The sequence below is a fragment of the Bacillus sp. V3B genome, from assembly GCF_024494465.1.
Classification (GTDB): Bacteria; Bacillota; Bacilli; order Bacillales; family Cytobacillaceae; genus Bacillus_BD.
Genome location: NZ_JAETXM010000001.1, coordinates 372,389 through 393,326, shown reverse-complemented (window position 1 = coordinate 393,326; position 20,938 = coordinate 372,389). Strand labels below are relative to the sequence as shown.

The window sequence follows — 20,938 nt, the reverse complement described above, 5'->3', positions numbered from 1 at the left end:
TCCTCTTATTTGTCTGATTTCATCACATCATATAATTCTAAAAACTTTGTATTAAACTCGCCATTGACGAATTTTTCATGATTAAGCAATTTAAGATGAAACGGAATCGTCGTATGAATGCCTTCAATCACAAATTCGCTTAATGCTCTTTTCATTCGTGAAATAGCTTCATCTCGCGTTTTTCCATATGTGATAACTTTTGCAATCATTGAATCATAATATGGTGGAATCGTATAGCCTGGATATACAGCTGAATCAACTCGAACGCCTAATCCACCCGGTGCTAAGTACATATTAATCTTCCCTGGTGAGGGCATAAAATTCTTTTCTGGATTTTCTGCATTAATACGGCACTCAATCGACCATCCTGTAAAGGTAACATCTTCTTGAATTAAACTTAGCTTTTCACCTGATGCCACATAAATTTGTTCTTTTATGAGATCCGTTCCTGTAACCATTTCGGTAACCGGGTGTTCTACTTGGATACGAGTATTCATTTCCATAAAATAAAATTTCCGACTCTGGTAATCATAGATAAATTCTACTGTTCCTGCACCCGTATAATTAACTGCTTTTGCAGCTGTTACAGCAGCATTCCCCATTTCCTCACGAATTTCTCCGTCTAAAGCTGGCGATGGGCTTTCTTCTAACAGTTTTTGCATCCTTCTTTGGATCGAGCAATCTCTTTCTCCTAGATGGATGGTATTCCCAAGGTTATCAGCTAATACTTGAATTTCAACATGACGGAAATCCTCGATATACTTCTCTATATAAACACCCGGATTTCCAAACGCCGTTAACGCTTCTTGCTGTGTAATATTGATTCCCTTTATTAACTCAGCCTCATTACGAACAACACGAATTCCTTTTCCACCGCCACCTGCTGTTGCTTTGATGATGACAGGATATTCAATCTTATTCGCCAATTCGATGGCTTCCTCAGTCGTGTTAATAATGCCCTTAGAGCCAGGAACAATCGGTACACCTGCTTCTCTCATCGTTTCACGAGCAATATCCTTTGTGCCCATTTTGGATATGGCTTCAGGAGTGGGACCTACAAAGATAATATTACAATCACGGCATAGTTCAGCAAAATCAGCATTCTCTGCCAAAAAACCATATCCTGGATGAATCGCGTCACAGCCAGTAAGATTGGCTACACTTATGATGTTCGTAAAATTTAAGTAGCTATCCTTTGAAGCTGTCGGACCGATACAATACGCTTCATCCGCTAGTTGGACATGAAGAGCTTCTTTATCAGCTTCTGAAAATACAGCTACCGATTCAATTCCAAGTTCGCGACAAGCGCGAATAATCCTTACGGCAATTTCTCCCCTGTTTGCTATCAACAGTTTCTTTATCATTCAAAAAGCAACTCCTTATTCAGGCTTAACTAGAAACAAAGGTTGACCAAATTCGACCAACTCTCCATTTTTTACAAGCACTTCTACAATTTCGCCATCCACTTCTGCTTCAATTTCATTAAATAGTTTCATGGCTTCAACAATACATACAATCGAATCCTTCTTTACTTTTGATCCTACTTTTACATAAGCATCCGTATCAGGAGAGGAAGATTCATAAAACGTTCCGACCATTGGAGAAGTAATTTTATGTAGATTAGATTCTTCTACTACTACTGTTTTTTCCGGTTCACTTACAGCTTCCGTTGCCACTGCTTGTGGGGTAGGTTGCTCAGTAACCTTTGATTTTTGAAACTCTTTTACAGCTGGTTGTTTGACAGACTGTTCAACATGAACCATTCCAACTGGATTCTTTTTCATTTTTATTTTAGAACCATCATGTTCAAAAGTAAATTCATCAATAGTTGAATGATCAATGAGTTTTATTAATTCTCTAATTTCTTGCACCTTTAACATCGTTTTAAAGCCTCCTGCACTCAAATTTATACCAGATAATAATATCATACGATAAGACCTTGTATAATTACAATAATCGTTTGTTCTATCCTCTACCATCATCGACACTACTTTTCTTTTTATACATAGAAGCAACTGTCTATACTATTGTACAACACTAGCGTCGATGAGGACATCTTTGCCTCTTCTCATAGGCGAGAAAATTTCTTTGGCAAATGGATTAATATACAGATAAAAAATTGAAAATAAGAGAGAAAAAGCTTGATGCTTTTCCTCCCTTACTTAGATGGACTCGCTATTATTTAGCCATTTGAAATTCTACTACAGCATGTAGTGGCCCTACTTCACTTCTTACCGTTTGGATAATTTTATTTGCTTCAGCCGTAGATTGTTTTTCTGCTTTAACAGTAATATTCACTTGTTCCCCATCCGCACGGACTAATACGTCCTCATAATTCATCGCTTTAATTAACGTTTCGAGTAATGCTTCTTTTTGAGCAATCTCATTTAACTCATCCATTTGTTCTTTTGCCTCACTACGTTCTTCAACTGGAAGTTCAGTGGATCCAATTGTTTTCGTTAAGTCTTCTTTCTTTTGACTACGCTCATCTTCTAACTGCATTCGAAGTGTTTCAAATGCCTCATCTCCTGCAGCATTCGTAATGATTTGAGCATCTTCATCAGCACCATTTGATACTAGATCTTCTACTGTATTCTCTTCCATTTGCTCCGTTTCCTCTTTCTCCTCAACTCCAGCTAATTCATTCTGTTGCTGCTCTGGAGATGTAAGGTAATAAACAGATAACACAACAACCAAACTTAACATTGTTAATAGCCATACCGTTTGTTTTTTTAATAACATCTATGAATCCCCCTTCGTTTTTTTCGGTAATACTGAAACTCGATGGCTTGGAACATCTAGCGATCTTGTGACAGCTTCAACAATCCATTTTTTCACTTGAATATTATCAGCCCCTTTTGCGACGACAAGAACACCACGAATAGCGGGTTTTTTCGTTTCAATGACAATGGGAACTTCCCTTTCTCCATTCTGAATAATGACGAGTTGTTCATCAGAAGAACGATCCTCTACTTTTCTTTTTCCTCCTTCGCGATCTGTTTCATCTGTCAGTTGAGTTTGAGTGCTTTTATTCTTTTCTAATACTTGTTTCTCCGTTGCATCTACATTCACAACAACCGTGACATCACTAACTCCAACAATGGTATCAAGCGCCTCCTTTAATTGAGCTTCATAGGCCTTTTCATATGCATCTATCTCATTGTTTTCGATCTTATCCTTTTGTCCAAATGTCTCAACTTCTTCTTGTTGGTCTTCACCGCTACTAAAAGCCGGTAAAACATTCGTAGACTTTTCCTCCTTCATAAATAGATTACTAATCAACATAATCACTGTTCCAAATAAAAGAACTAATACTAAATAAGGATATTTTCCCTTTTTACTTTCTCCCTGTTCTTCTTTGAAAAACTGTTTTTTAAACCATGACAGAGGTCCTTTATCTTGTTTCATTCTGTCGTCTTGTCCCCCCTTTCTATCTGTAGTTCAATTGCGTCTGCATCTACATTCCATTTTCGTGAAAGGAGTTGTGCTATTTTATCGTTATTTTCCGTTTTCGTTTTTGGTGTCAGAGGTTCCTGTGCATTAATTTCGATTGACTTTACAACTTCTACGGCTTCTGTCTCTTCATTTGGTTGTTTTAATTGAATAACTACCTTTTGTAAGTTTTCCGGGAAGGGACGTTGATCATCTTTATCTACTAATAAATCGATATCTGCAATGACTAAACCGTATTGATCCATCAACTCCTCCTCTGCGTCCTCTTTCAGCTGGACAGCCATTTGTTTTAAAATATATGCATCTTGTGAGGCTTCTATTTCACTTTTCTGCAATTCTATTAAATTTTTCATTTGATATTCATTATTTCCTTGTAATTTAGGAATAGCAGCCACTGTTTGTTCAAAATCTTGTGAGACTAATTTAAATATGGGTGTTAAAATAATCGCAATTAATAATAGACCTATGACCATTTTTGTGTATTTTTGAAATTTAGAATTAGGAAGGAGCATGTCAACCATCGTCGCAAATAGAACAAATAAAATAATATTTGTAACCCATTCTTTAATAAATTCCATCTTGCACCTCCTACCTAACCATAACCGTTAAATTTCCAGCCGCTACAATGACTGTAATACTTAAAAAAAACATCAAAGAGACAATGGAGAGTGCTGCGAATACATAAATAATACTTTGCCCAATAATATCGAGACACTTGATAATGGGACCGCCCCCTAACGGCTGCAAAATAGCTGCTGCAAACTTATAAATAAGGGCAATGACTAGTATTTTTACCGCTGGAAAGGCAACGATAATAAGCAATATGGCAACGCCAGCAATCCCAACGGTGTTTTTTAATAATACGGAAGCACTGAGTACCGTATCCGTTGCATCCGTAAACATCCTTCCAATAACTGGAATAAAGTTGCCTGTTAGAAACTTAGCTGTACGTATCGTAATGCCGTCTGTAATAGCTGCTGATGCTCCTTGAACCGAAATCACACCAAGAAATATAGTGAAAAAGAGACCAAGAAGAGCAATGCTTCCATTTCGTAGCAAATTAGCGAGTTGAGTTACTTTATATTGATCACTCATAACACTTACAATGCTTAATAAAGCAGCTAAAAATAATAGTGGCAAAACGATATATTGGATGAAAACCCCACTAATATTCATTAAAAACAGAATAACGGGGTGGAAAAAGGCAGCTGATACAAGCCCCCCGGATGCAGCAATTAAAGCGAGCAATAATGGAATTAAAGCCATAATAAAGCTGGTCATCGTATTGATCGCTTCTAAGGCATATGAAATCGCTACATGAAAACTATTCAAAGCAATAATAACAAGTACCATAAAAATGACTGCATAAGCCACTTTACTAATGGCCCCATTTTCAAATGCATTTTGTAAGGATTGTAAAAACATACTAAAAACAGTTAGCAGAACCAAGGAGCCTAGCAGCTTTCCATTAGCAATCACTTCGTGAAAGGTAAATTTTAAAGCACCTGAAAACCATTCCTTCAAAGAAAACTCTTTTTCTCCTCTGATAAAATCGTATATGCTACCTTTTTGGCTTTCAGGCAATAATCCACCATACTTATCCATAATGTCCTCCCAAAAGACTTTCAGTTCATCCATATTTAATGATTCTAGTTGGGAATCCACCATATCTTCTAATACGGTATCCTCGCTTGGATTTCCAGTTTGTGGTGAGGCTTGTACACTTGGAATAAGGAGAAAGGAGGCGACAATATACACTAGGAGAATAGTCGTCAACTTTTGTTTCAAATCTTTCACCTCTTTATTTGAAAAGCGTAAGCTACTCAATCAACAAGGCACGCAGACTAGAATCACTGCGTCCATATGCTTGTACATACTGCATTTTTCGAAATGTTATGTTTATTTTATTACGGTTGACTAATTGGGAATGAGCTGAATAATCGTTTCAATCAAAACGGTTAATATCGGAATAGCCATTGCTAATATTAATATTTTCCCACCTAACTCTATTTTGGAAGCAATCGACCCTTGTCCAGCATCTTTCGAAATTTGAGCCGCAAACTCAGCAATATAGGCAATACCAATAATCTTTAAAATCGTTTCTACATACACAAGGTTTACGTTTGCACTGATGGCCATCTTTTCAATCATAGAGATAATGGCATAAATTTGATCGACTAAAAATAAAAAGATGGCACATCCAGTAAAAATAATTAATAGAAAAGCAAAATTGGGTTTCTGTTCTTTTAAAATTAAAGCAAGGAAGGTAGCAACCAGTGCGATTCCAACTATTTGAAAAATTTCAATCGCAGAGCCCCCCTTTATCCTTGAAATAAAAAGACCGATTTAATTTTTTGAAAAAGATCATCTACGATGGATGCAACCATGAATAAAATGTAAATAAATCCAAATAAAGTCACCCACTGGGCATATTCTTTTTTACCAACTTGATCAAGGATTGTATGCAAAAAAGCAACTACAATCCCAACCCCGGCAATTTTAAAAATAATATCTACCTCTAACCCCATCTTGTTTCCCCCTCACCACTACATTAATAAAATCGTTAGTAATAACCCTGATAAGAAGCCTATACTTTTCACCATTTTTTCATATTTTAATTGCTTTTCACGCGCTTCACTTTCCTCCCTTTCTAGATGGGTTAACGTAAGCAAAATCTGTTTCTGTTGAGATATTCGATCATGGCGACCAAGCGTTTCGCCAAATTGTTTCATAATTTCAAATTCATTGTTCTTTAGTGCTGTCTTTCCCCACACATCCTTCAAGCTCTCTTCCCATGCATCTCGGACAACCGTTTCTGTTTCGGTTAGTTTGTTAGCAAATAGGGAAAAAAAATTATCTAATGGACTAGGTAGTTGCGCTGCCAACCTTCTAGCCGCCTCATGAAGAGGTGTATGACCGTACATAATTTCTGCCTCTAATGATTGAAGCGCTGTCTTTAACACGCGAAGTTGACGAGGCCGCTCAGTTAATTGTTTGGCTGCTTCGAAACCTGCCCATGTTGTCGCGAATATAATCAAAATGGCTCCGATCATTTTGATCATTTAAGTCACTCTCACTTTTGAATGTAACTCTCTGCCGGCATGATCTGTTACACAAGTAATGGTTCCAGGCCCATGGCTTCTATTTAATATGATAAAACGTTGAAAAATTTGTTCATTCAGGATTGTCTTTAAGGTAGGTCTTTTCCTAATTTCATCTAATGATTGACCATGTGTCGTCATAATGAGCTTTATTCCAGCATTTACAGCTTCCATAATGGCTTCGCTGTCTTCTTGCCTACCAATCTCATCCACTACGAGAACATCTGGACTCATAGAACGAATCATCATCATCATGCCTTCTGCTTTTGGACATGCATCCAACACATCGATTCTTGGCCCAAAAGACATTTGAGGAATTCCAGCAACACAGCCCGCAATTTCTGATCGTTCATCCACGATTCCGACTTTCGAAGCCTCAAATTGTCCTTTCTCACCTCCACTTGAAATGATACGAGCAATATCTCTCAATAAGGTTGTTTTTCCTGTTTGTGGTGGTCCAATAATCATCGTATGTAGCCAATTCCCTACATATATATCGTTAATAAGCGGATCCGCAATCCCAATTTTTTCTTTGGCAATTCGAATATTAAAGGAAGAAATATCCCGTATGGCCTTTACTTTTCCATCATCAAGGATTACTTTACCAGCCAAGCCTACACGATGGCCTCCTTCAATCGTAATATACCCACGCTTCAGTTCTTCTTCGAGCGCATATATGGAAAATTGGCTAATTTTATTTAGTAAATGAACCGCATCTTCTGGTTGAACTATATAGGATAGGAAATGCGCGTTACCTCTTATGGAAATCTCCAGAGGTCGATGAACACGTACACGAATCTCTTCTATTTTTTTTCGTTCAGTAGGAGGGATTTTCTTCATTTGATCAGAGATACTTTTAGGTAAAAAGGATAGGACTACTTCCAATTTGATTTTCCTCCTCCATTATTCAGGAATGATCGTTCATTAAAATGTATGCCTGCTTGGCCACATTATGACCTAGATTTATTTTTAAAAAGGGAGTGAATGAATACGAGGGTAGTTTGTTTTTTGAAAATGCAAAAAAGCAACAGCCTTCTGGCCATTGCTTTGGTTATTCATATTTTTTTGTTTTTACATGAGATGATATTTCTAGAGCAAGTCTACTGACTTAAGCTCTGGACACATAGCTTCCGTCAGTTGTATTAACGATCAAACGATCTCCCTGATTAACAAAGAATGGAACTTGTACAACAAGACCTGTTTCAACTGTTGCTGGTTTCGTACCACCAGAAGCAGTATCTCCTTTAATACCTGGTTCTGTTTCCGTTACTTCTAATTCAACACTATTTGGAAGCTCGATCCCAAGTGATTCTCCTTGGAATAACATAATATGGATTTCCATATTTTCTTTTAAAAACTTCAATTCATATTCAATCGCATCTGCTGATAATTCAATTTGATCATAAGATTCATTATCCATAAATACATGTTGGTCACCGTTCGCATATAAGTACTGCATTTTACGATTGTCAATTTGTGCTTTTGCTACCTTTTCTCCTGCACGGAAGGTTTTTTCTTGAACTGCTCCTGTACGTAAATTGCGAAGCTTTGAACGAACAAATGCCGCTCCTTTACCTGGTTTAACATGTTGGAAATCCATAACACGCCACAAGCCACCGTCCACTTCAATTGTTAAGCCTGTTTTAAAATCGTTAACTGAAATCATATAAGTAATCCTCCTAAAGTCATTTATAGAATAATGAGTTCTTTTGTTGAATTTGTTAAAGTTTCGTTACCTTTATTTGTGATTAAGGTATCATCTTCAATCCGTACACCACCAAGTCCAGGGATATAAATACCTGGTTCAACGGTTACCACCATACCTGGTTCGAGAACGATATCCGATTTTAGAGAAAGATTAGGACCTTCATGTACTTCTAAACCAATTCCATGTCCAGTCGAATGCCCAAAATATTCGCCATACCCTTTTTCAGTAATATAGTCTCTTGTCAAAGCATCTGCTTCTTTCCCACTCATCCCTGGTTTAATACTAGTAACACCATGTTTTTGTGCCTCATAAACAATCTCATAAATTTCTTTTAGCTTTTCATCAGGCTCCCCAACAGCTATCGTACGAGTAATATCTGAGACGTAGCCATGATAATAAGCACCGAAATCTAGAGTAACAAAATCGCCTTTTTCAATCACTTTATCTGTTGCGACACCATGGGGAAGAGCAGAACGATGACCAGAAGCAACAATTGTATCAAAAGAGGATGAAGTAGCTCCTACTTTTCTCATAAAGAACTCCAATTCATTCGAGACATCAAGCTCAGATACTCCTAGGTCAATAAATTGTAAAATATGGTTAAATGCATCATCCGCAATCTCAGCTGCTTCCTTTAATATCTTAATCTCTGATTCTGTCTTAATCAAGCGAAATTTTTCAATTATACCTGAAATAGGGACCAATTCAGCCTGAATAACTGATTCATATACTTTATAGGTTGAAAATGTCACATAATCTTGTTCGAAACCAATCTTATGAATACCATGTGCAAGAGCTAGTTTCGCAATTTCGTCAGGAATCGTTTCTTTCTGCTGAATAACTTCAAAACCTGTACATTGTTTTGACGCTTGTTCAACATAGCGAAAGTCTGTGATAAATAATGCTTTATCACGACTGATCAGCACAACACCAGCGCTTCCAGTGAAGTTGGATACATAACGACGATTATAAGCACTTGTGATTAAAATCGCATCCAATCCCTGATCTTCTAAGGCTACACGGATTTTTTCTAATTTTTCCAAGTGTTCCTCTCCTTTACCGTAACCAAAAACGTATAAAAAGGCTATTTAATAGCCTTTTTATACGTTTTTGATTATTATTTCTAACAATAAACATTTTACCATAAGGAAACTCATTCACAATATGATAAGGCTTATGTTGATTGTGTATCCTTCCCATTGCTTTGACGATTACAAATCTCATTTTCCTCATAGGAGATCGTATAACCGACAAATAAACCATATATAACATAGAAACATACCGAGGTTATAAGCGTATCCAAATTCATTTCTATAAACGGTTTAATCCCTGGAAAAATTGGATTTAATACAAAGAAAACCAGTAGAAAAAGAACAAGTCCATAAGCAATTCCAACCCACATACTGTTGAATTTTCTTAGTGTTGCATAATAAATAACTGCTGCAACAATAGAAAAAACTCCAATCATGATAATAGAAATAATGGTCCCTAGCCACCCTTTTTTCCAGTCCCCTAGTGCCCAAGGTTCTAAGATGACACGAGGCGAAATAGATGTGAGGTTAAATATGTATGCAAGATAGGCTAAACCGCTTAAAACAATACCAATAATTAAGCCTGTCAACACAACAAGGGTCATAAACGACATTGGCTTTTCCTTCAATTCTCCATTTTGCTGGTTATCTTCAGACATTGATAACACCTCCATTTCTATTATGTCCCATATCTTATAATCTTTGCATCATTTGGAATAAAATCATACCCTTCAACCATAAGATTGAATAAATGGAAAAAGAATAGAAAAAAACAACAAGATTGTAGAGATTTCATCCTTTTTGGAGTAGAATATATTATATAGGGAGATAAAAATATATTGATATTAGCCTTCCCTACCCTTTATTTAGGATTTCATACACCCTCCTCTTTTATAATAAAATTTTACTTTTTTAAAGGATTTTCTGTTATTTATTCCGAATATTCTTAGTATAGAAACAAAATATTTTAGGAAAAATTGCATATTTTTGTATTTCATTGTTAAATATTTTTAAACGAAGTTTAAAAACAATAAAAATTGCTCATCATGCTCATAGGGAGGTGGCTTTCTTGAAAAATCGGATTTTGTATTACATTATTGGCGGAATTATGATCCTTGCGGTGATTGGTTTGTTTTCACAATTATTTTCAAATCCAGCCGGTTTTTTCCAAGGAATCGCTGTCATGCTCGTGTTCAGTGCCGTTATTTTCTTTCTGGTAAGGCGCTTTACTCAACCAAGCCCAGCAAAACGTGAGCAACGAGCCTTTGTTAAAGCTGCAAAAAGATCACTCAAAAGACATAATCAGAAAGAATCTAATCAGCCAATTCGAAAGAACAAACAAAACAATTTAACTTCTATTAAAAAATTGAGGGCAAATAAAAATCAATCCAATCCTCAACTAACTGTAATTGAAGGAAAAAAAGGGAAAAAGAAAAACCGGGCCTCATTTTTTTGAGACCTGGTTTTTTTGTTGTATATAGATAATTACCCATTACATCTTAATCAAGTTCCATGTGGTTAAAAACTTTTTTGCACTATCTCTGCCCTGTTGCATAAGGAGTTGTTTCTTTTCTTCGGTTAATGTAAATTCTGTTGTTAATACTCCAGTTGAAGGAATGAACATCACATCTTTTTCATGTTTTCTTGATATATATCGTCCATCATGAGCATCCTTCATCGTTTCAAATAATGCTCCAAACAATTGAATCGCATTACCAATCTTATTTTGTGGGAGTTCCTCTTGATCATGACTTAATTTCACCCCAATAATAGGCCTTACTCTTTTGATATTATCTGCATTAAAAAGCCACATTGGAAAATTACTTAAGACAGCCCCATCTACAATTAGACTTGTATGACGATCAACTCTTAATCGTACTGGTTCAAAGAAATAAGGAAGGCTACAACTCATTCGAATAGCTCTTGCAACAGAAAAAGATGAGGGATCAATTCCGTATTGAATTAAATCATCTGGCAAGACAACTAAACGACCATTTGTAATATCAGAAGCAATAAACCTTAATTGTTTTGGTGGTAGATCGGCAAACGTTCGTATTCCTTTTTTGGCTAATTTATCAGTAATCCAGTTTTCTAGCTCATTTCCTTTATATAAACCAAGTCGCCAATACAAAAAGAACCATTTCGTTATAGTAAATGGAAGAAATGTTTTTCGTTCATCTAACAGCATTTCTAAGTCAAGTTCATCAAGCAATTGATAAATCTCTTTACTTGTATATTTAGCGGCAATTAAAGCGGCAATGATGGCTCCAGCACTTGTACCCGCGACACGCTCAAATTCAAAGCCTTGATTTTCTAGTTCTTCAAAAGCCCCAATTAAAGCAATCCCTTTAATTCCCCCACCTGAAAATACACCGTCAATTTTCATAGCAGCCACTCCCATTGATGTATTCCTTGATACATCTTTAATCAACAGAAGATGAAAATAGTACGGTGGACAATCAAAAAAAGAAAAAGGACAGAAAATTAATTTCTGTCCTTCAAGTTTAGTGACTTTCTATTACAGTCCGCATTTTAATTGGGCGTTACAGTTTGTACAAGTATTGCAACCACCCATTTCTTCAACTGTTCCTTTACGACAAACTGGACAAGTATCGCCAACTTCTGATCCAATTGTGACAGATGTCGAGCGAAGAGCATTGATGGTATCAAGTAAAACCACGTGCTGCTTCGGTTTGTCTTTTTTATGTGTATGTGTATCGTCAGAGCTATTTTCTTCTGCTTTTAACGTAAGAACCTGTGCATCACGGGAACCATCCACATAAACAGTCCCACCTTTTGCTCCTCCTTTGTATAGACGTTCATAAACGTTTTCTACTTGTTCTACACTGTAGCCTTTAGGAGCGTTAACGGTCTTACTAATCGAACTATCAATCCAGCGTTGAATGACACATTGAGTGTCAGCATGTGCTTCTGGCTCTAATTCCATCGCTGTAATAAACCAGTTTGGAAGATTATCTTGATCTACTTCAGGATGCTGCTCTAAATATTCTTGGACAATATCTGCTTTGACTTCAATAAATTTACCTAATCTTCCACTTCTGTAATAAGAAAAGGAAAAATAAGGTTCGAGACCTGTTGAGACCCCGACCATCGTCCCAGTGGATCCTGTTGGTGCAACGGTAAGTAGGTGTGAATTACGAATTCCATGTTTAAGAATGGATTCTCGAATATCTTCAGGCATTTTTTTCATATAGCCTGTTTCAATAAATGCTTGGCGAAGACGATTTGTTTCCTCAACTGTTTCACCTGTTAAGAATGGGAAACTACCTTTTTCTGTAGCGAGTTCAACAGACGTACGGTAGGCTGTTGTCGCAATGGCTTCAAATACTTCATCAACCAGTTTGTTTCCTGCTTCAGAACCATATTCTGTTTCGCAGTAAATAAGGAGATCATGCATTCCCATGACACCTAGACCTACACGACGTTCACCAAGTGCCTGCTTTTTATTTTCTTCTAGGAAGTAGGGTGTTGCATCGATGACATTATCTTGCATGCGAACGCCTACTTCAACCGTTCTTTTCAGCTTTTCAAAGTCGACTTTTTTCGTTTCTTTGTCAGCCATTTCCGCTAAATTAACTGCAGCTAAGTTACAAACAGAAAATGGTGCAAGAGGTTGTTCCAATTTGTTATCCTAAAGGCTTTTTATCCTCTAGTTCTTACAGTTCACTTTCTGTAAGTTCGGCATATCTTTTCATTGTGTTTAAACACAATGCTGCGGCCTCGTGGGTGGATTATATTCTGCTTGTAACAGCAGTTTCACCAACCTATGCTCTGCCCCTGACTAACCTTTTACAATTAGCCTTCGGTTCGGATTCCCACTCTCAGGGTTCCCGCTTCATTCCGCAGTTTTTTACGTGAGGCAAACTAAGCCACTCTACCACACGGATTTGTTGCAACGACTTTTTGACCGTATGCTGTTGCATTTGTCATTTCGTTTGCATTATCGATGAAGAAAATACCTGGCTCTGCTGAATAAGTGGCACAAATATTGATTAAATTCCAAAGCTCTTTCGCTTTGATTTTCTTGTAGGTACGTATTTTATAGCCAAGCTTCTCCCACTCGCGAACGTCTCCTACTTCATGCCATTCTTCATTATAAATTTTCATCCCTTTAGCATCATAGCTTTCTACATCAGGGAAACGCAGTTCATAATCAGCGTCTTTTTCAACAGCTTCCATGAAATCCTTCGTTAAACAAACAGAAATATTAGCTCCTGTTAGGAATTCAGAATTATGAACAGAGAAAGTTCCACCTGTTTCTAACGTTTCTTCTGCGTGCTCAATAATTTTATCGCTAAAACCGCCATACCCTGGAATATTCTTGTAATTGATGATTCCTTGGTACATCGCTTTTTCTTGTTCTGTTAAAGGAGTGAATTTTAGCTTGTCCTTAGCCAATTTCTTAATTTTTTCATCTTGCGTACTTTCAATTAAGAAACGCAGTATGCGTGGATTTTGCATTTTCGAGATAATAAATTCAATAATATCTGGATGCCAGTCTGACAACATAATCATCTGAGCCAATTGTTACGCTGGTTCGTTACTCCAACTCTCTATGTCACCATAGACGTTCAGACCATATCTTATATCCATAATGGATATCCTCGCACTTGGAAGCCACTTGGCCCCTACTCTACTCACTTCCACTTTATAGTGTGTTTTCGATGGTCGTTGAACCTTCACCCAAACGGTGCTTGGCTGCTGATCTCCCATTGTTTCATCCAACTATTTTTCAAGCATTCACGCTTACTGTTTCCAGTTACGTTGTAGCACAGTTGGCTTTAGGGGTTTCCAGCAATTCACGAGGTTTATTTATAGACGAGGCACTCAAGCTGATTTACCACGTCTCGACCCACCTTGTTCAACTAGATGCGTTAATTTGGCAATGTCGTCTAGCCATGATACGGAACCAGATGATTTGCCGTTTACGCCTTTTGCAAGCGTGTTGCGTGGTCTAAGTGTTGATCCGTTTGTTCCAACACCACCACCACGGCTCATAATCTCCATTACCTTTTTACGGTGTTCCGAAATTCCTTCTCGGGAATCTTGAACAAAAGGCATTACATAGCAGTTAAAATACGTAACATCTGTACCAGCACCTGCACCATACAATACTCGACCTGCTGGAATAAAGTTTAAATTGACTAGCTCTTGATAAAACTTTTCGAACCATTCTTGTCGTTTTTCTACCGTTTTTTCTACAGATGCTAGCCCTGTTGCATTACGTTTAGCGATCTGCTCATAATAAACTTCAAGTGGCTTTTCGATAACATCTAACGGACGCTCAATCACTCCCGTTTTTGCTTCTCCAGGATCATCAAGCGCTCCCCTGAATTCTTCATCCACCAAAACCTTTGCGAGTTTCTTTTCCCAATCAATCTCGAGAATAAATCCAAGTCCGCGAGCTGGAAATTTAGGGTCTTCTTTAATAGTAAGGACAACAAAGTCTCCTGCTGTTAAGGTAATTTTCTCAGTATCCTTGAACGTATAACGATCAAGCATAACGAGACGAGAGACACCTTTGTGTGTAGTTTTCATATCTGGGGTAATAGGGTGAACCTGAGGAAAAAGGCCAATGTCTTTGTTTAATCGTTCCCAATCCAAGTTCATTTTTTGTCCAAACACAACAGACATATATACAACTCCTTCAAATAGTTTCGATGCTAGTTCTAGTTCGTTTAGAAATCATTGAATCTCTAGTTAGACTTTGTTTCATTCAAAGTACTCTTAAAATATCATATAAAATAACCAGATTCAATATATAGTGTTATAAAAAAATAAAACAACACTATATATTGAATCAGTTTCAACTTTTCATAAATTTGTCAAACGCAAAAGAAAATAAAAATGAGAGAATACTAGAGTTTATATCTGATTTTCTCCTGAAAATGATAGATTTCGCTTTAATTCAAGACTTGCACTTCATACAGGTGAAAAGAGTAAAATGAATTCTTATCTTTCACCTATTAAGAGGGACAAGCATAAATGCTAGTCCCTCTTTATCTCATAAAATTCCAAGCGTCATTTTCATAACGATCCTTAGCAATTTTATTAACGTAATTCATTTCCGCTTCTGTTAATTGATAGGGCTCAAGATGAATATCTAAACCTTCTTCAAATCCTGTTTTAAAAGCTTGCTTTGCCTCATCTATCGAGATCGTTCGTAGACTAATATCATTGATCGCCACTGCTTTACTTGTAAATGATTTGCGCATACGGTCCTTTACACGGTCATTAGGAAACTTAAACAAACTAAAAAGCTTGTTCTCATCCAAGTCAAGCAATATCGATCCGTGTTGAAGAATAACTCCCTTTTGTCTCGTTTGTGCACTTCCAGCGACTTTTCGCCCTTCAACGACAAGCTCATACCAACTTGAAGCATCAAAACATACAGCTGATTGAGGACTCTTTAATGATGCACGATCTTCATCTGTTGTCGGAACAGAAAAATAAGCATCTAATCCAAGATTATGAAATCCTTTTAGAATCCCTTCGGAAATCACACGATAAGCTTCTGTCACCGTTTTAGGCATCTTTGAATGTTCTTCTGACACAATGACACTATAGGTGAGCTCATGCTCATGCAGAACTGCCCTTCCCCCTGTAGGACGACGGACAAAACCAAGTCCTTGCTCTTTTACTGTTGCCAAATTTATTTCTTTTTCAACTTTTTGAAAATACCCAATAGAAAGAGTTGCTGGGTTCCAACCATAAAAACGGATCACTGGGGGGATTTGACCTTGGCTATTCCATTCAAGTAATGCCTCGTCTAGCGCCATATTAAAAGATGCAGATCCATTATCTGTATCAATAAATCTCCATGTTTCTTTCTCCATATTCAGGACTCCAACCTTTCATTATTTCAACCTTTTAATTCTAACAAAATAAATCTAAAAAACAAAGAGCGTGCGATCATAAAGTTTTTTTCGTTATCTCCTTTACTATAATAATGAATGACCTATATAATATAAGTTGGCTTAAGTTAAGTGCGAAAGGAGAAAACATTTTGGATACACTATATATCCTTTTAATTTTGATTGCAGGGATTATCATTTATGCTTTATTCACATGGCTTTATCAACGGAAAGTTGTAAAGACCTTGACTGAAGAACAGTTTCGTGAAGGGTACCGAAAAGCACAACTTATCGATGTACGTGAACCAAATGAATTTGATAATGGCCATATTTTAGGTGCTAGAAATATCCCGCTTTCACAAATGAAAATGCGATTAAAGGAATTACGTCCGGACAAGCCCGTTTATTTGTACTGCCAAAGTGGAACGAGAAGCGGTCGTGCTGCTCAATTATTATATCGAAAAGGGTATAAAGACCTTTCACATCTACAAGGTGGCTTTAAAAAATGGACCGGAAAAATAAAAGCAAAAAAGTAATTAGAACAGTGTAAGCACCTTGATCAGTCTCAAGATCGTCTTGTGACCTCTAGAGGCTAGGTGTTAGATCTAGACAGTAATTGAAGTCTAGAAATCACATATATTCTTATCCTTTAAAAAAGGCTGGCTCATGATTGAGCCCAGCCTTTTTCATTTAAATCGTTACAAAGTCACTTTTTTCTTTTTGATAGCGTAAAACTGGCTTACGCGCTGCCAATGTTTCATCTAATCGACTAATAACCGTAGTATGTGGTGCTTCCTGAACGATTTCTGGATTTTCTTCTGCTTCTTTTGCAATTTGAATCATCGCATCAATAAAGCCATCAAGTGTTTCTTTTGATTCTGTCTCAGTTGGTTCCATCATAATACATTCCTCAACGTTAAGCGGGAAATAGATGGTTGGCGGATGGTAACCAAAGTCCAGTAGCCGTTTTGCAATATCAAGCGTACGAACACCCAGTTTCTTCTGGCGTTTTCCACTTAGAACAAACTCGTGTTTACAATGTCTATCAAACGGAAGCTCATAGAACGGAGCCAAGCTTCTCATCATATAATTTGCGTTTAATACAGCGTATTCTGTAACTGCCTTCAAACCATCAGGTCCCATTGAACGAATATACGTATAAGCACGTACATTAATTCCAAAGTTGCCATAATAAGGTTTCACCCGTCCGATTGATTGTGGACGATCATAGTCAAGTACAAATTGATCATCTACTTTTGCAACAACTGGCTTTGGTAAATATGAAATAAGATCAGCCTTTACTCCAACAGGACCTGAACCTGGTCCACCACCGCCATGTGGGCCTGTAAATGTTTTATGAAGATTCAAATGTACAACATCAAATCCCATATCCCCAGGACGTGCCTTCGACATAACTGCATTTAAATTAGCACCATCATAGTATAGTTTTCCGCCTGCCCCATGGACAATCTCAGCCATTTCAAGAATATTTTCTTCAAATAAACCAAGTGTATTAGGATTTGTAAGCATCAAGGCTGCCGTATCTTCGCCAACAACCCTTCTTAAATCGTCAAGATCAACAAGCCCGTGCTCATTCGATTTAACGGTTACCGTTTCAAAGCCAGCCACTACAGCGGAAGCAGGGTTTGTTCCATGAGCTGAATCCGGAACAATCACCTTTGTCCGATGAAAATCACCATTCTCCTCATGGTAAGCACGAATCATCATCAATCCAGTCCATTCCCCGTGTGCACCGGCAGCGGACTGAAGAGTTACTTCATCCATCCCCGTAATCTCAACAAGATGCTCCTGAAGATCATACATGAGCTCAAGTGCACCTTGAACGGAAGACTCATCTTGCAATGGATGTAGATGAGCAAAGCCGTTCATACGAGCAACCGACTCATTAATCTTTGGATTATATTTCATCGTACATGATCCTAATGGATAAAAACCAGTATCAAGACCATGGTTTCTATTCGATAACGCCGTGTAATGACGCATAATATCAAGCTCAGATACTTCAGGAAGATCCGCCTCTTCTTCACGAATATATCCTTCTGGAATGAGTTCGTGTAAATCAACTTCTGGAATATCAAATTCGGGAAGACTATATCCAATTCGACCAGCTGTACTCTCTTCAAAAATTAGCGATTGATCTTGTTTATACATGGTAATCCCCCAATCCTTTCACAAAAGTATCAATTTCTTCCTTCGTTCTTAATTCTGTTACCGCAATCAGCATATGGTTTGCTAGTTCTGGGTAATCACGCCCCAAGTCATAGCCACCAATGATATTTTTCAATAACAATTGTTGATTGATTTCTTTAATAGGTTTAGCTAATTTCACGACAAATTCATTAAATACTGCACCCTCAAATACAACTTCAATTCCATTTTCCTTGAGAGCTTTTTTCGCATAATTTGCCTTTTGTATGTTTGCAATCGCCATTTCCTTAACACCTTTTTTACCAAGTGCTGTCATAGAAACGGAAGCAGCTATAGCATTAAGAGCCTGATTGGAACAAATATTAGATGTCGCTTTATCACGACGAATATGCTGTTCACGTGCTTGTAAAGTTAATACGAAACCGCGACGTCCCTCTTCATCTACTGTTTGCCCCACTAGACGACCAGGTACTTTTCTCATTAGTTTATTTGTAACAGCAAAATAACCACAGTGGGGGCCACCAAACGCTGTTGGAATTCCAAATGGTTGGGCATCACCAATAACGATATCTGCACCAAATTGACCTGGAGGTGTAAGCACACCTAGAGCTAGAGGGTTGCTAGAAACAACAAATAATGATTTCTCAGCATGAGCCATTTCCTCTATTTCTTTTAACGGCTCAATTCCTCCAAAAAAGTTAGGATATTGAACAATAACAGCTGCTACATCTTGATCCATTAACTCATGCAGGGCAGCAACATCCGTAATTCCATTACTGTATGGAATTTCAACAACTTCAAGTCGCTGTCCTTTTGCATAAGTGTTTAAGACTTCCCTTGACTCGGGGTGTACAGCACTTGAAACCAATATTTTCTTACGACGAGTGTAACCTGCACTAAGCACAGCAGCTTCAGCTAATGCCGTTCCCCCATCATACATAGAAGAGTTCGCTACATCCATACCCGTTAACTCACAAATCATCGTTTGAAATTCAAATATTGCCTGCAATTCCCCTTGAGAAATTTCTGGCTGATAGGGTGTATAAGCTGTATAAAATTCTGAACGAGAAATAACATGATCTACAATAACAGGGATATAGTGGTCATAAACTCCTGCACCTAAAAATGATGTATTAGAACGCAAATCAGCATTTTTTCCTGCTAATTGTGTTAACTCTTTTAATAGAGCTGATTCAGACTTTGCTTTCTTAATATTATACTCTCCCTTAAATCTCACCTGCTCAGGAATATCACTGAACAACTCATCAACAGAAGCTGCACCAATGGTTTCTAACATAGCTTGTTTATCTGTTTCTGTCATAGGTAAATAGCGATGCTTCATTATCTTTTCCTCCCCTTCCATTACTTCGTTCTTTTATAAAAAGGTGTTTTTACTACTTTTGCTTTTAAACGTTTTCCACGAATCCCCACTTGCACCTCATGATCGATCGTAGCATGCTCAACATTCATTAAGGCAAGACCCACATTTTTCTGTAAAGTAGGAGACTGGGTACCTGTAGTCACAAACCCAATCTGTTCTTCACCAACAAAAACAGGATAACCATGACGGGGAATCCCTCTATCAATCATTTCAATCCCCATAATTTTACGTGATAAACCATTTTCCTTTTGTTCTTTTAAAGCAACTTTCCCAATAAAATCAGCTTCTTTATCTAACTTAACAGCGAATCCAATTTTAGCTTCAAGCGGGCTGATGTCTGCCGTTAACTCTTGACCATATAGAGCAAGAGTGGCTTCAAAACGTAGTGTATCACGTGCTCCTAATCCACACGGGACGACTCCATATTCTTTACCAGCATCTAAAATAGCTTTCCAGAGATCAATTGTATCCTTTTGATCACAATAAATTTCAAAACCATCTTCACCTGTGTATCCAGTACGAGAAATGAGAGTTTTCTTCCCGCTAATGGCTACACCTTTTTGAAACTGAAAAGAGCCTATATTAGATAGCTGAGTCCCCGATACTAATTTTGCAAGAACCTTTTCAGCAAGTGGTCCTTGCAAAGCAAGCTGTCCGACCTGACCTGAAATGTTTTCAAGCTGGACATCACCTTCAGAATGATCAAGTAGCCACTTATAGTCCTTCTCAATATTAGAAGCATTAACAATAAGTAAATAATCATAATTTTCTAATTTATAAATGAGTAAATCATCCACGGTACCACCATTTTCATAACACATTGCGGTGTAGATGGCAGCTCCATTTTCCAATTTACCAATATCATTTGTCATCATTTTTTGTAAATAATCTAAGCTTCCAGTTCCTTTAACAGTGATTTCTCCCATATGAGAAACATCAAATAATCCAGCTTTTGTTCGAACCGCTGTATGTTCTTCCTTAATACTTGAAAACTGGACAGGTAGATCCCAACCACCAAAATCTATTGTTTTCGCACCATGCTCCTTGTATACATCAAACAGTGGTGTCCGTTTTAAATCAGTCATCTTCTTCAAATCCCCCTTTAATTAAATCGCAATATACTTTGTTACGTCATACTAAACTAACTTGATATTGTATCAGGTTGCCATATCTTTGTTAGATTCATAAAAGATACTTCAGCTTATCTTGTTTTAACTATT

General features: G+C 37.4%; 21 protein-coding genes and 3 pseudogenes. 2 read left to right on the top strand and 22 right to left on the bottom strand.

Annotated features, from left to right (window positions below; all coding sequences use genetic code 11):
- Positions 1-5 precede the first annotated feature (5 nt).
- The 13 genes from accC to JMM81_RS01915 all read right to left on the bottom strand — a co-directional run bounded on the left by accC (position 6) and on the right by JMM81_RS01915 (position 9,952).
- Positions 6-1,364, bottom strand: a complete 1,359-nt coding sequence (gene accC, locus JMM81_RS01975; RefSeq protein ID WP_256239822.1) for an acetyl-CoA carboxylase biotin carboxylase subunit — start codon at positions 1,362-1,364, stop codon at positions 6-8.
- Between the two features lie 15 nt (positions 1,365-1,379).
- A complete protein-coding gene (gene accB, locus JMM81_RS01970; RefSeq protein ID WP_256239821.1) occupies positions 1,380-1,880 on the bottom strand; it encodes an acetyl-CoA carboxylase biotin carboxyl carrier protein in 501 nt (166 codons plus the stop codon).
- Between the two features lie 298 nt (positions 1,881-2,178).
- Positions 2,179-2,742 carry a SpoIIIAH-like family protein gene (locus JMM81_RS01965; protein ID WP_256239820.1) on the bottom strand — a complete coding sequence of 188 codons (564 nt, stop codon included), beginning with the start codon at positions 2,740-2,742 and terminating at the stop codon, positions 2,179-2,181.
- Positions 2,743-3,408, bottom strand: a complete 666-nt coding sequence (gene spoIIIAG / locus JMM81_RS01960; RefSeq protein ID WP_256239819.1) for a stage III sporulation protein AG — start codon at positions 3,406-3,408, stop codon at positions 2,743-2,745.
- A complete protein-coding gene (gene spoIIIAF, locus JMM81_RS01955) occupies positions 3,405-4,031 on the bottom strand; it encodes a stage III sporulation protein AF (RefSeq protein ID WP_256239818.1) in 627 nt (208 codons plus the stop codon). The genes spoIIIAG and spoIIIAF overlap by 4 nt, the downstream gene beginning before the upstream one ends.
- Positions 4,032-4,041: 10 nt before the next feature.
- Positions 4,042-5,241, bottom strand: coding sequence for a stage III sporulation protein AE (gene spoIIIAE, locus JMM81_RS01950; protein WP_256239817.1), 1,200 nt, complete (start codon positions 5,239-5,241; stop codon positions 4,042-4,044).
- A gap of 129 nt (positions 5,242-5,370) precedes the next feature.
- The gene (gene spoIIIAD / locus JMM81_RS01945) at positions 5,371-5,760 is read right to left on the bottom strand and encodes a stage III sporulation protein AD (protein ID WP_256240293.1); all 390 of its coding nucleotides are present in this window, start codon (positions 5,758-5,760) and stop codon (positions 5,371-5,373) included.
- 14 nt (positions 5,761-5,774) lie between these two features.
- Positions 5,775-5,981, bottom strand: a complete 207-nt coding sequence (spoIIIAC, locus tag JMM81_RS01940) for a stage III sporulation protein AC (RefSeq protein WP_009794945.1) — start codon at positions 5,979-5,981, stop codon at positions 5,775-5,777.
- Positions 5,982-5,999: 18 nt separating this feature from the next.
- On the bottom strand, positions 6,000-6,515 hold the full coding sequence (gene spoIIIAB, locus JMM81_RS01935; RefSeq protein ID WP_256239816.1) for a stage III sporulation protein SpoIIIAB: 516 nt from the start codon (positions 6,513-6,515) through the stop codon (positions 6,000-6,002).
- Positions 6,516-7,439 carry a stage III sporulation protein AA gene (spoIIIAA, locus tag JMM81_RS01930; protein ID WP_256239815.1) on the bottom strand — a complete coding sequence of 308 codons (924 nt, stop codon included), beginning with the start codon at positions 7,437-7,439 and terminating at the stop codon, positions 6,516-6,518.
- A gap of 223 nt (positions 7,440-7,662) precedes the next feature.
- Positions 7,663-8,220, bottom strand: coding sequence for an elongation factor P (efp, locus tag JMM81_RS01925; protein WP_256239814.1), 558 nt, complete (start codon positions 8,218-8,220; stop codon positions 7,663-7,665).
- A 23-nt stretch (positions 8,221-8,243) separates the two neighbouring features.
- Positions 8,244-9,305: a M24 family metallopeptidase gene (locus JMM81_RS01920; RefSeq protein WP_256239813.1), complete on the bottom strand. Its 1,062-nt coding sequence runs from the start codon at positions 9,303-9,305 to the stop codon at positions 8,244-8,246.
- Positions 9,306-9,436: 131 nt separating this feature from the next.
- Positions 9,437-9,952, bottom strand: coding sequence for a YqhR family membrane protein (locus JMM81_RS01915; protein ID WP_256239812.1), 516 nt, complete (start codon positions 9,950-9,952; stop codon positions 9,437-9,439).
- A 401-nt stretch (positions 9,953-10,353) separates the two neighbouring features.
- Here JMM81_RS01915 and JMM81_RS01910 point away from each other — a divergent pair, with 401 nt between their 5' ends.
- Positions 10,354-10,749, top strand: coding sequence for an SA1362 family protein (locus JMM81_RS01910; protein WP_309143468.1), 396 nt, complete (start codon positions 10,354-10,356; stop codon positions 10,747-10,749).
- A 36-nt stretch (positions 10,750-10,785) separates the two neighbouring features.
- On the opposite strand, the gene JMM81_RS01905 is transcribed toward JMM81_RS01910, so the two are convergent.
- The 6 genes and pseudogenes from JMM81_RS01905 to JMM81_RS01880 all read right to left on the bottom strand — a co-directional run bounded on the left by JMM81_RS01905 (position 10,786) and on the right by JMM81_RS01880 (position 16,150).
- On the bottom strand, positions 10,786-11,679 hold the full coding sequence (locus JMM81_RS01905; RefSeq protein WP_256239810.1) for a patatin-like phospholipase family protein: 894 nt from the start codon (positions 11,677-11,679) through the stop codon (positions 10,786-10,788).
- Positions 11,680-11,811: 132 nt separating this feature from the next.
- A pseudogene (locus JMM81_RS01900) lies at positions 11,812-12,933 on the bottom strand (vitamin B12-dependent ribonucleotide reductase); the annotation flags it as partial.
- 260 nt (positions 12,934-13,193) lie between these two features.
- Positions 13,194-13,838: pseudogene (locus tag JMM81_RS01895) on the bottom strand (vitamin B12-dependent ribonucleotide reductase); the annotation flags it as partial.
- Positions 13,839-13,841: 3 nt separating this feature from the next.
- Positions 13,842-14,027, bottom strand: a complete 186-nt coding sequence (locus JMM81_RS01890; RefSeq protein ID WP_256239809.1) for a hypothetical protein — start codon at positions 14,025-14,027, stop codon at positions 13,842-13,844.
- A gap of 126 nt (positions 14,028-14,153) precedes the next feature.
- Positions 14,154-14,948, bottom strand: a pseudogene (locus JMM81_RS01885) (ribonucleotide reductase N-terminal alpha domain-containing protein); the annotation flags it as partial.
- Between the two features lie 365 nt (positions 14,949-15,313).
- The gene (locus tag JMM81_RS01880) at positions 15,314-16,150 is read right to left on the bottom strand and encodes a lipoate--protein ligase family protein (RefSeq protein ID WP_256239808.1); all 837 of its coding nucleotides are present in this window, start codon (positions 16,148-16,150) and stop codon (positions 15,314-15,316) included.
- A gap of 170 nt (positions 16,151-16,320) precedes the next feature.
- Here JMM81_RS01880 and JMM81_RS01875 point away from each other — a divergent pair, with 170 nt between their 5' ends.
- A complete protein-coding gene (locus JMM81_RS01875) occupies positions 16,321-16,704 on the top strand; it encodes a rhodanese-like domain-containing protein (protein ID WP_256239807.1) in 384 nt (127 codons plus the stop codon).
- Positions 16,705-16,858: 154 nt separating this feature from the next.
- On the opposite strand, the gene gcvPB is transcribed toward JMM81_RS01875, so the two are convergent.
- From gcvPB to gcvT, 3 genes are read right to left on the bottom strand one after another with little or no spacing between them, the layout of a single operon-like run.
- On the bottom strand, positions 16,859-18,340 hold the full coding sequence (gcvPB, locus tag JMM81_RS01870) for an aminomethyl-transferring glycine dehydrogenase subunit GcvPB (protein ID WP_256239806.1): 1,482 nt from the start codon (positions 18,338-18,340) through the stop codon (positions 16,859-16,861).
- Positions 18,333-19,679: an aminomethyl-transferring glycine dehydrogenase subunit GcvPA gene (gene gcvPA / locus JMM81_RS01865; RefSeq protein WP_256239805.1), complete on the bottom strand. Its 1,347-nt coding sequence runs from the start codon at positions 19,677-19,679 to the stop codon at positions 18,333-18,335. Before gcvPA ends, gcvPB begins: the two co-directional genes overlap by 8 nt.
- A gap of 20 nt (positions 19,680-19,699) precedes the next feature.
- Complete coding sequence (gene gcvT, locus JMM81_RS01860; RefSeq protein ID WP_256239804.1) at positions 19,700-20,803, bottom strand: glycine cleavage system aminomethyltransferase GcvT; 1,104 nt, start codon at positions 20,801-20,803, stop codon at positions 19,700-19,702.
- Between the last annotated feature and the right edge of the window lie 135 nt (positions 20,804-20,938).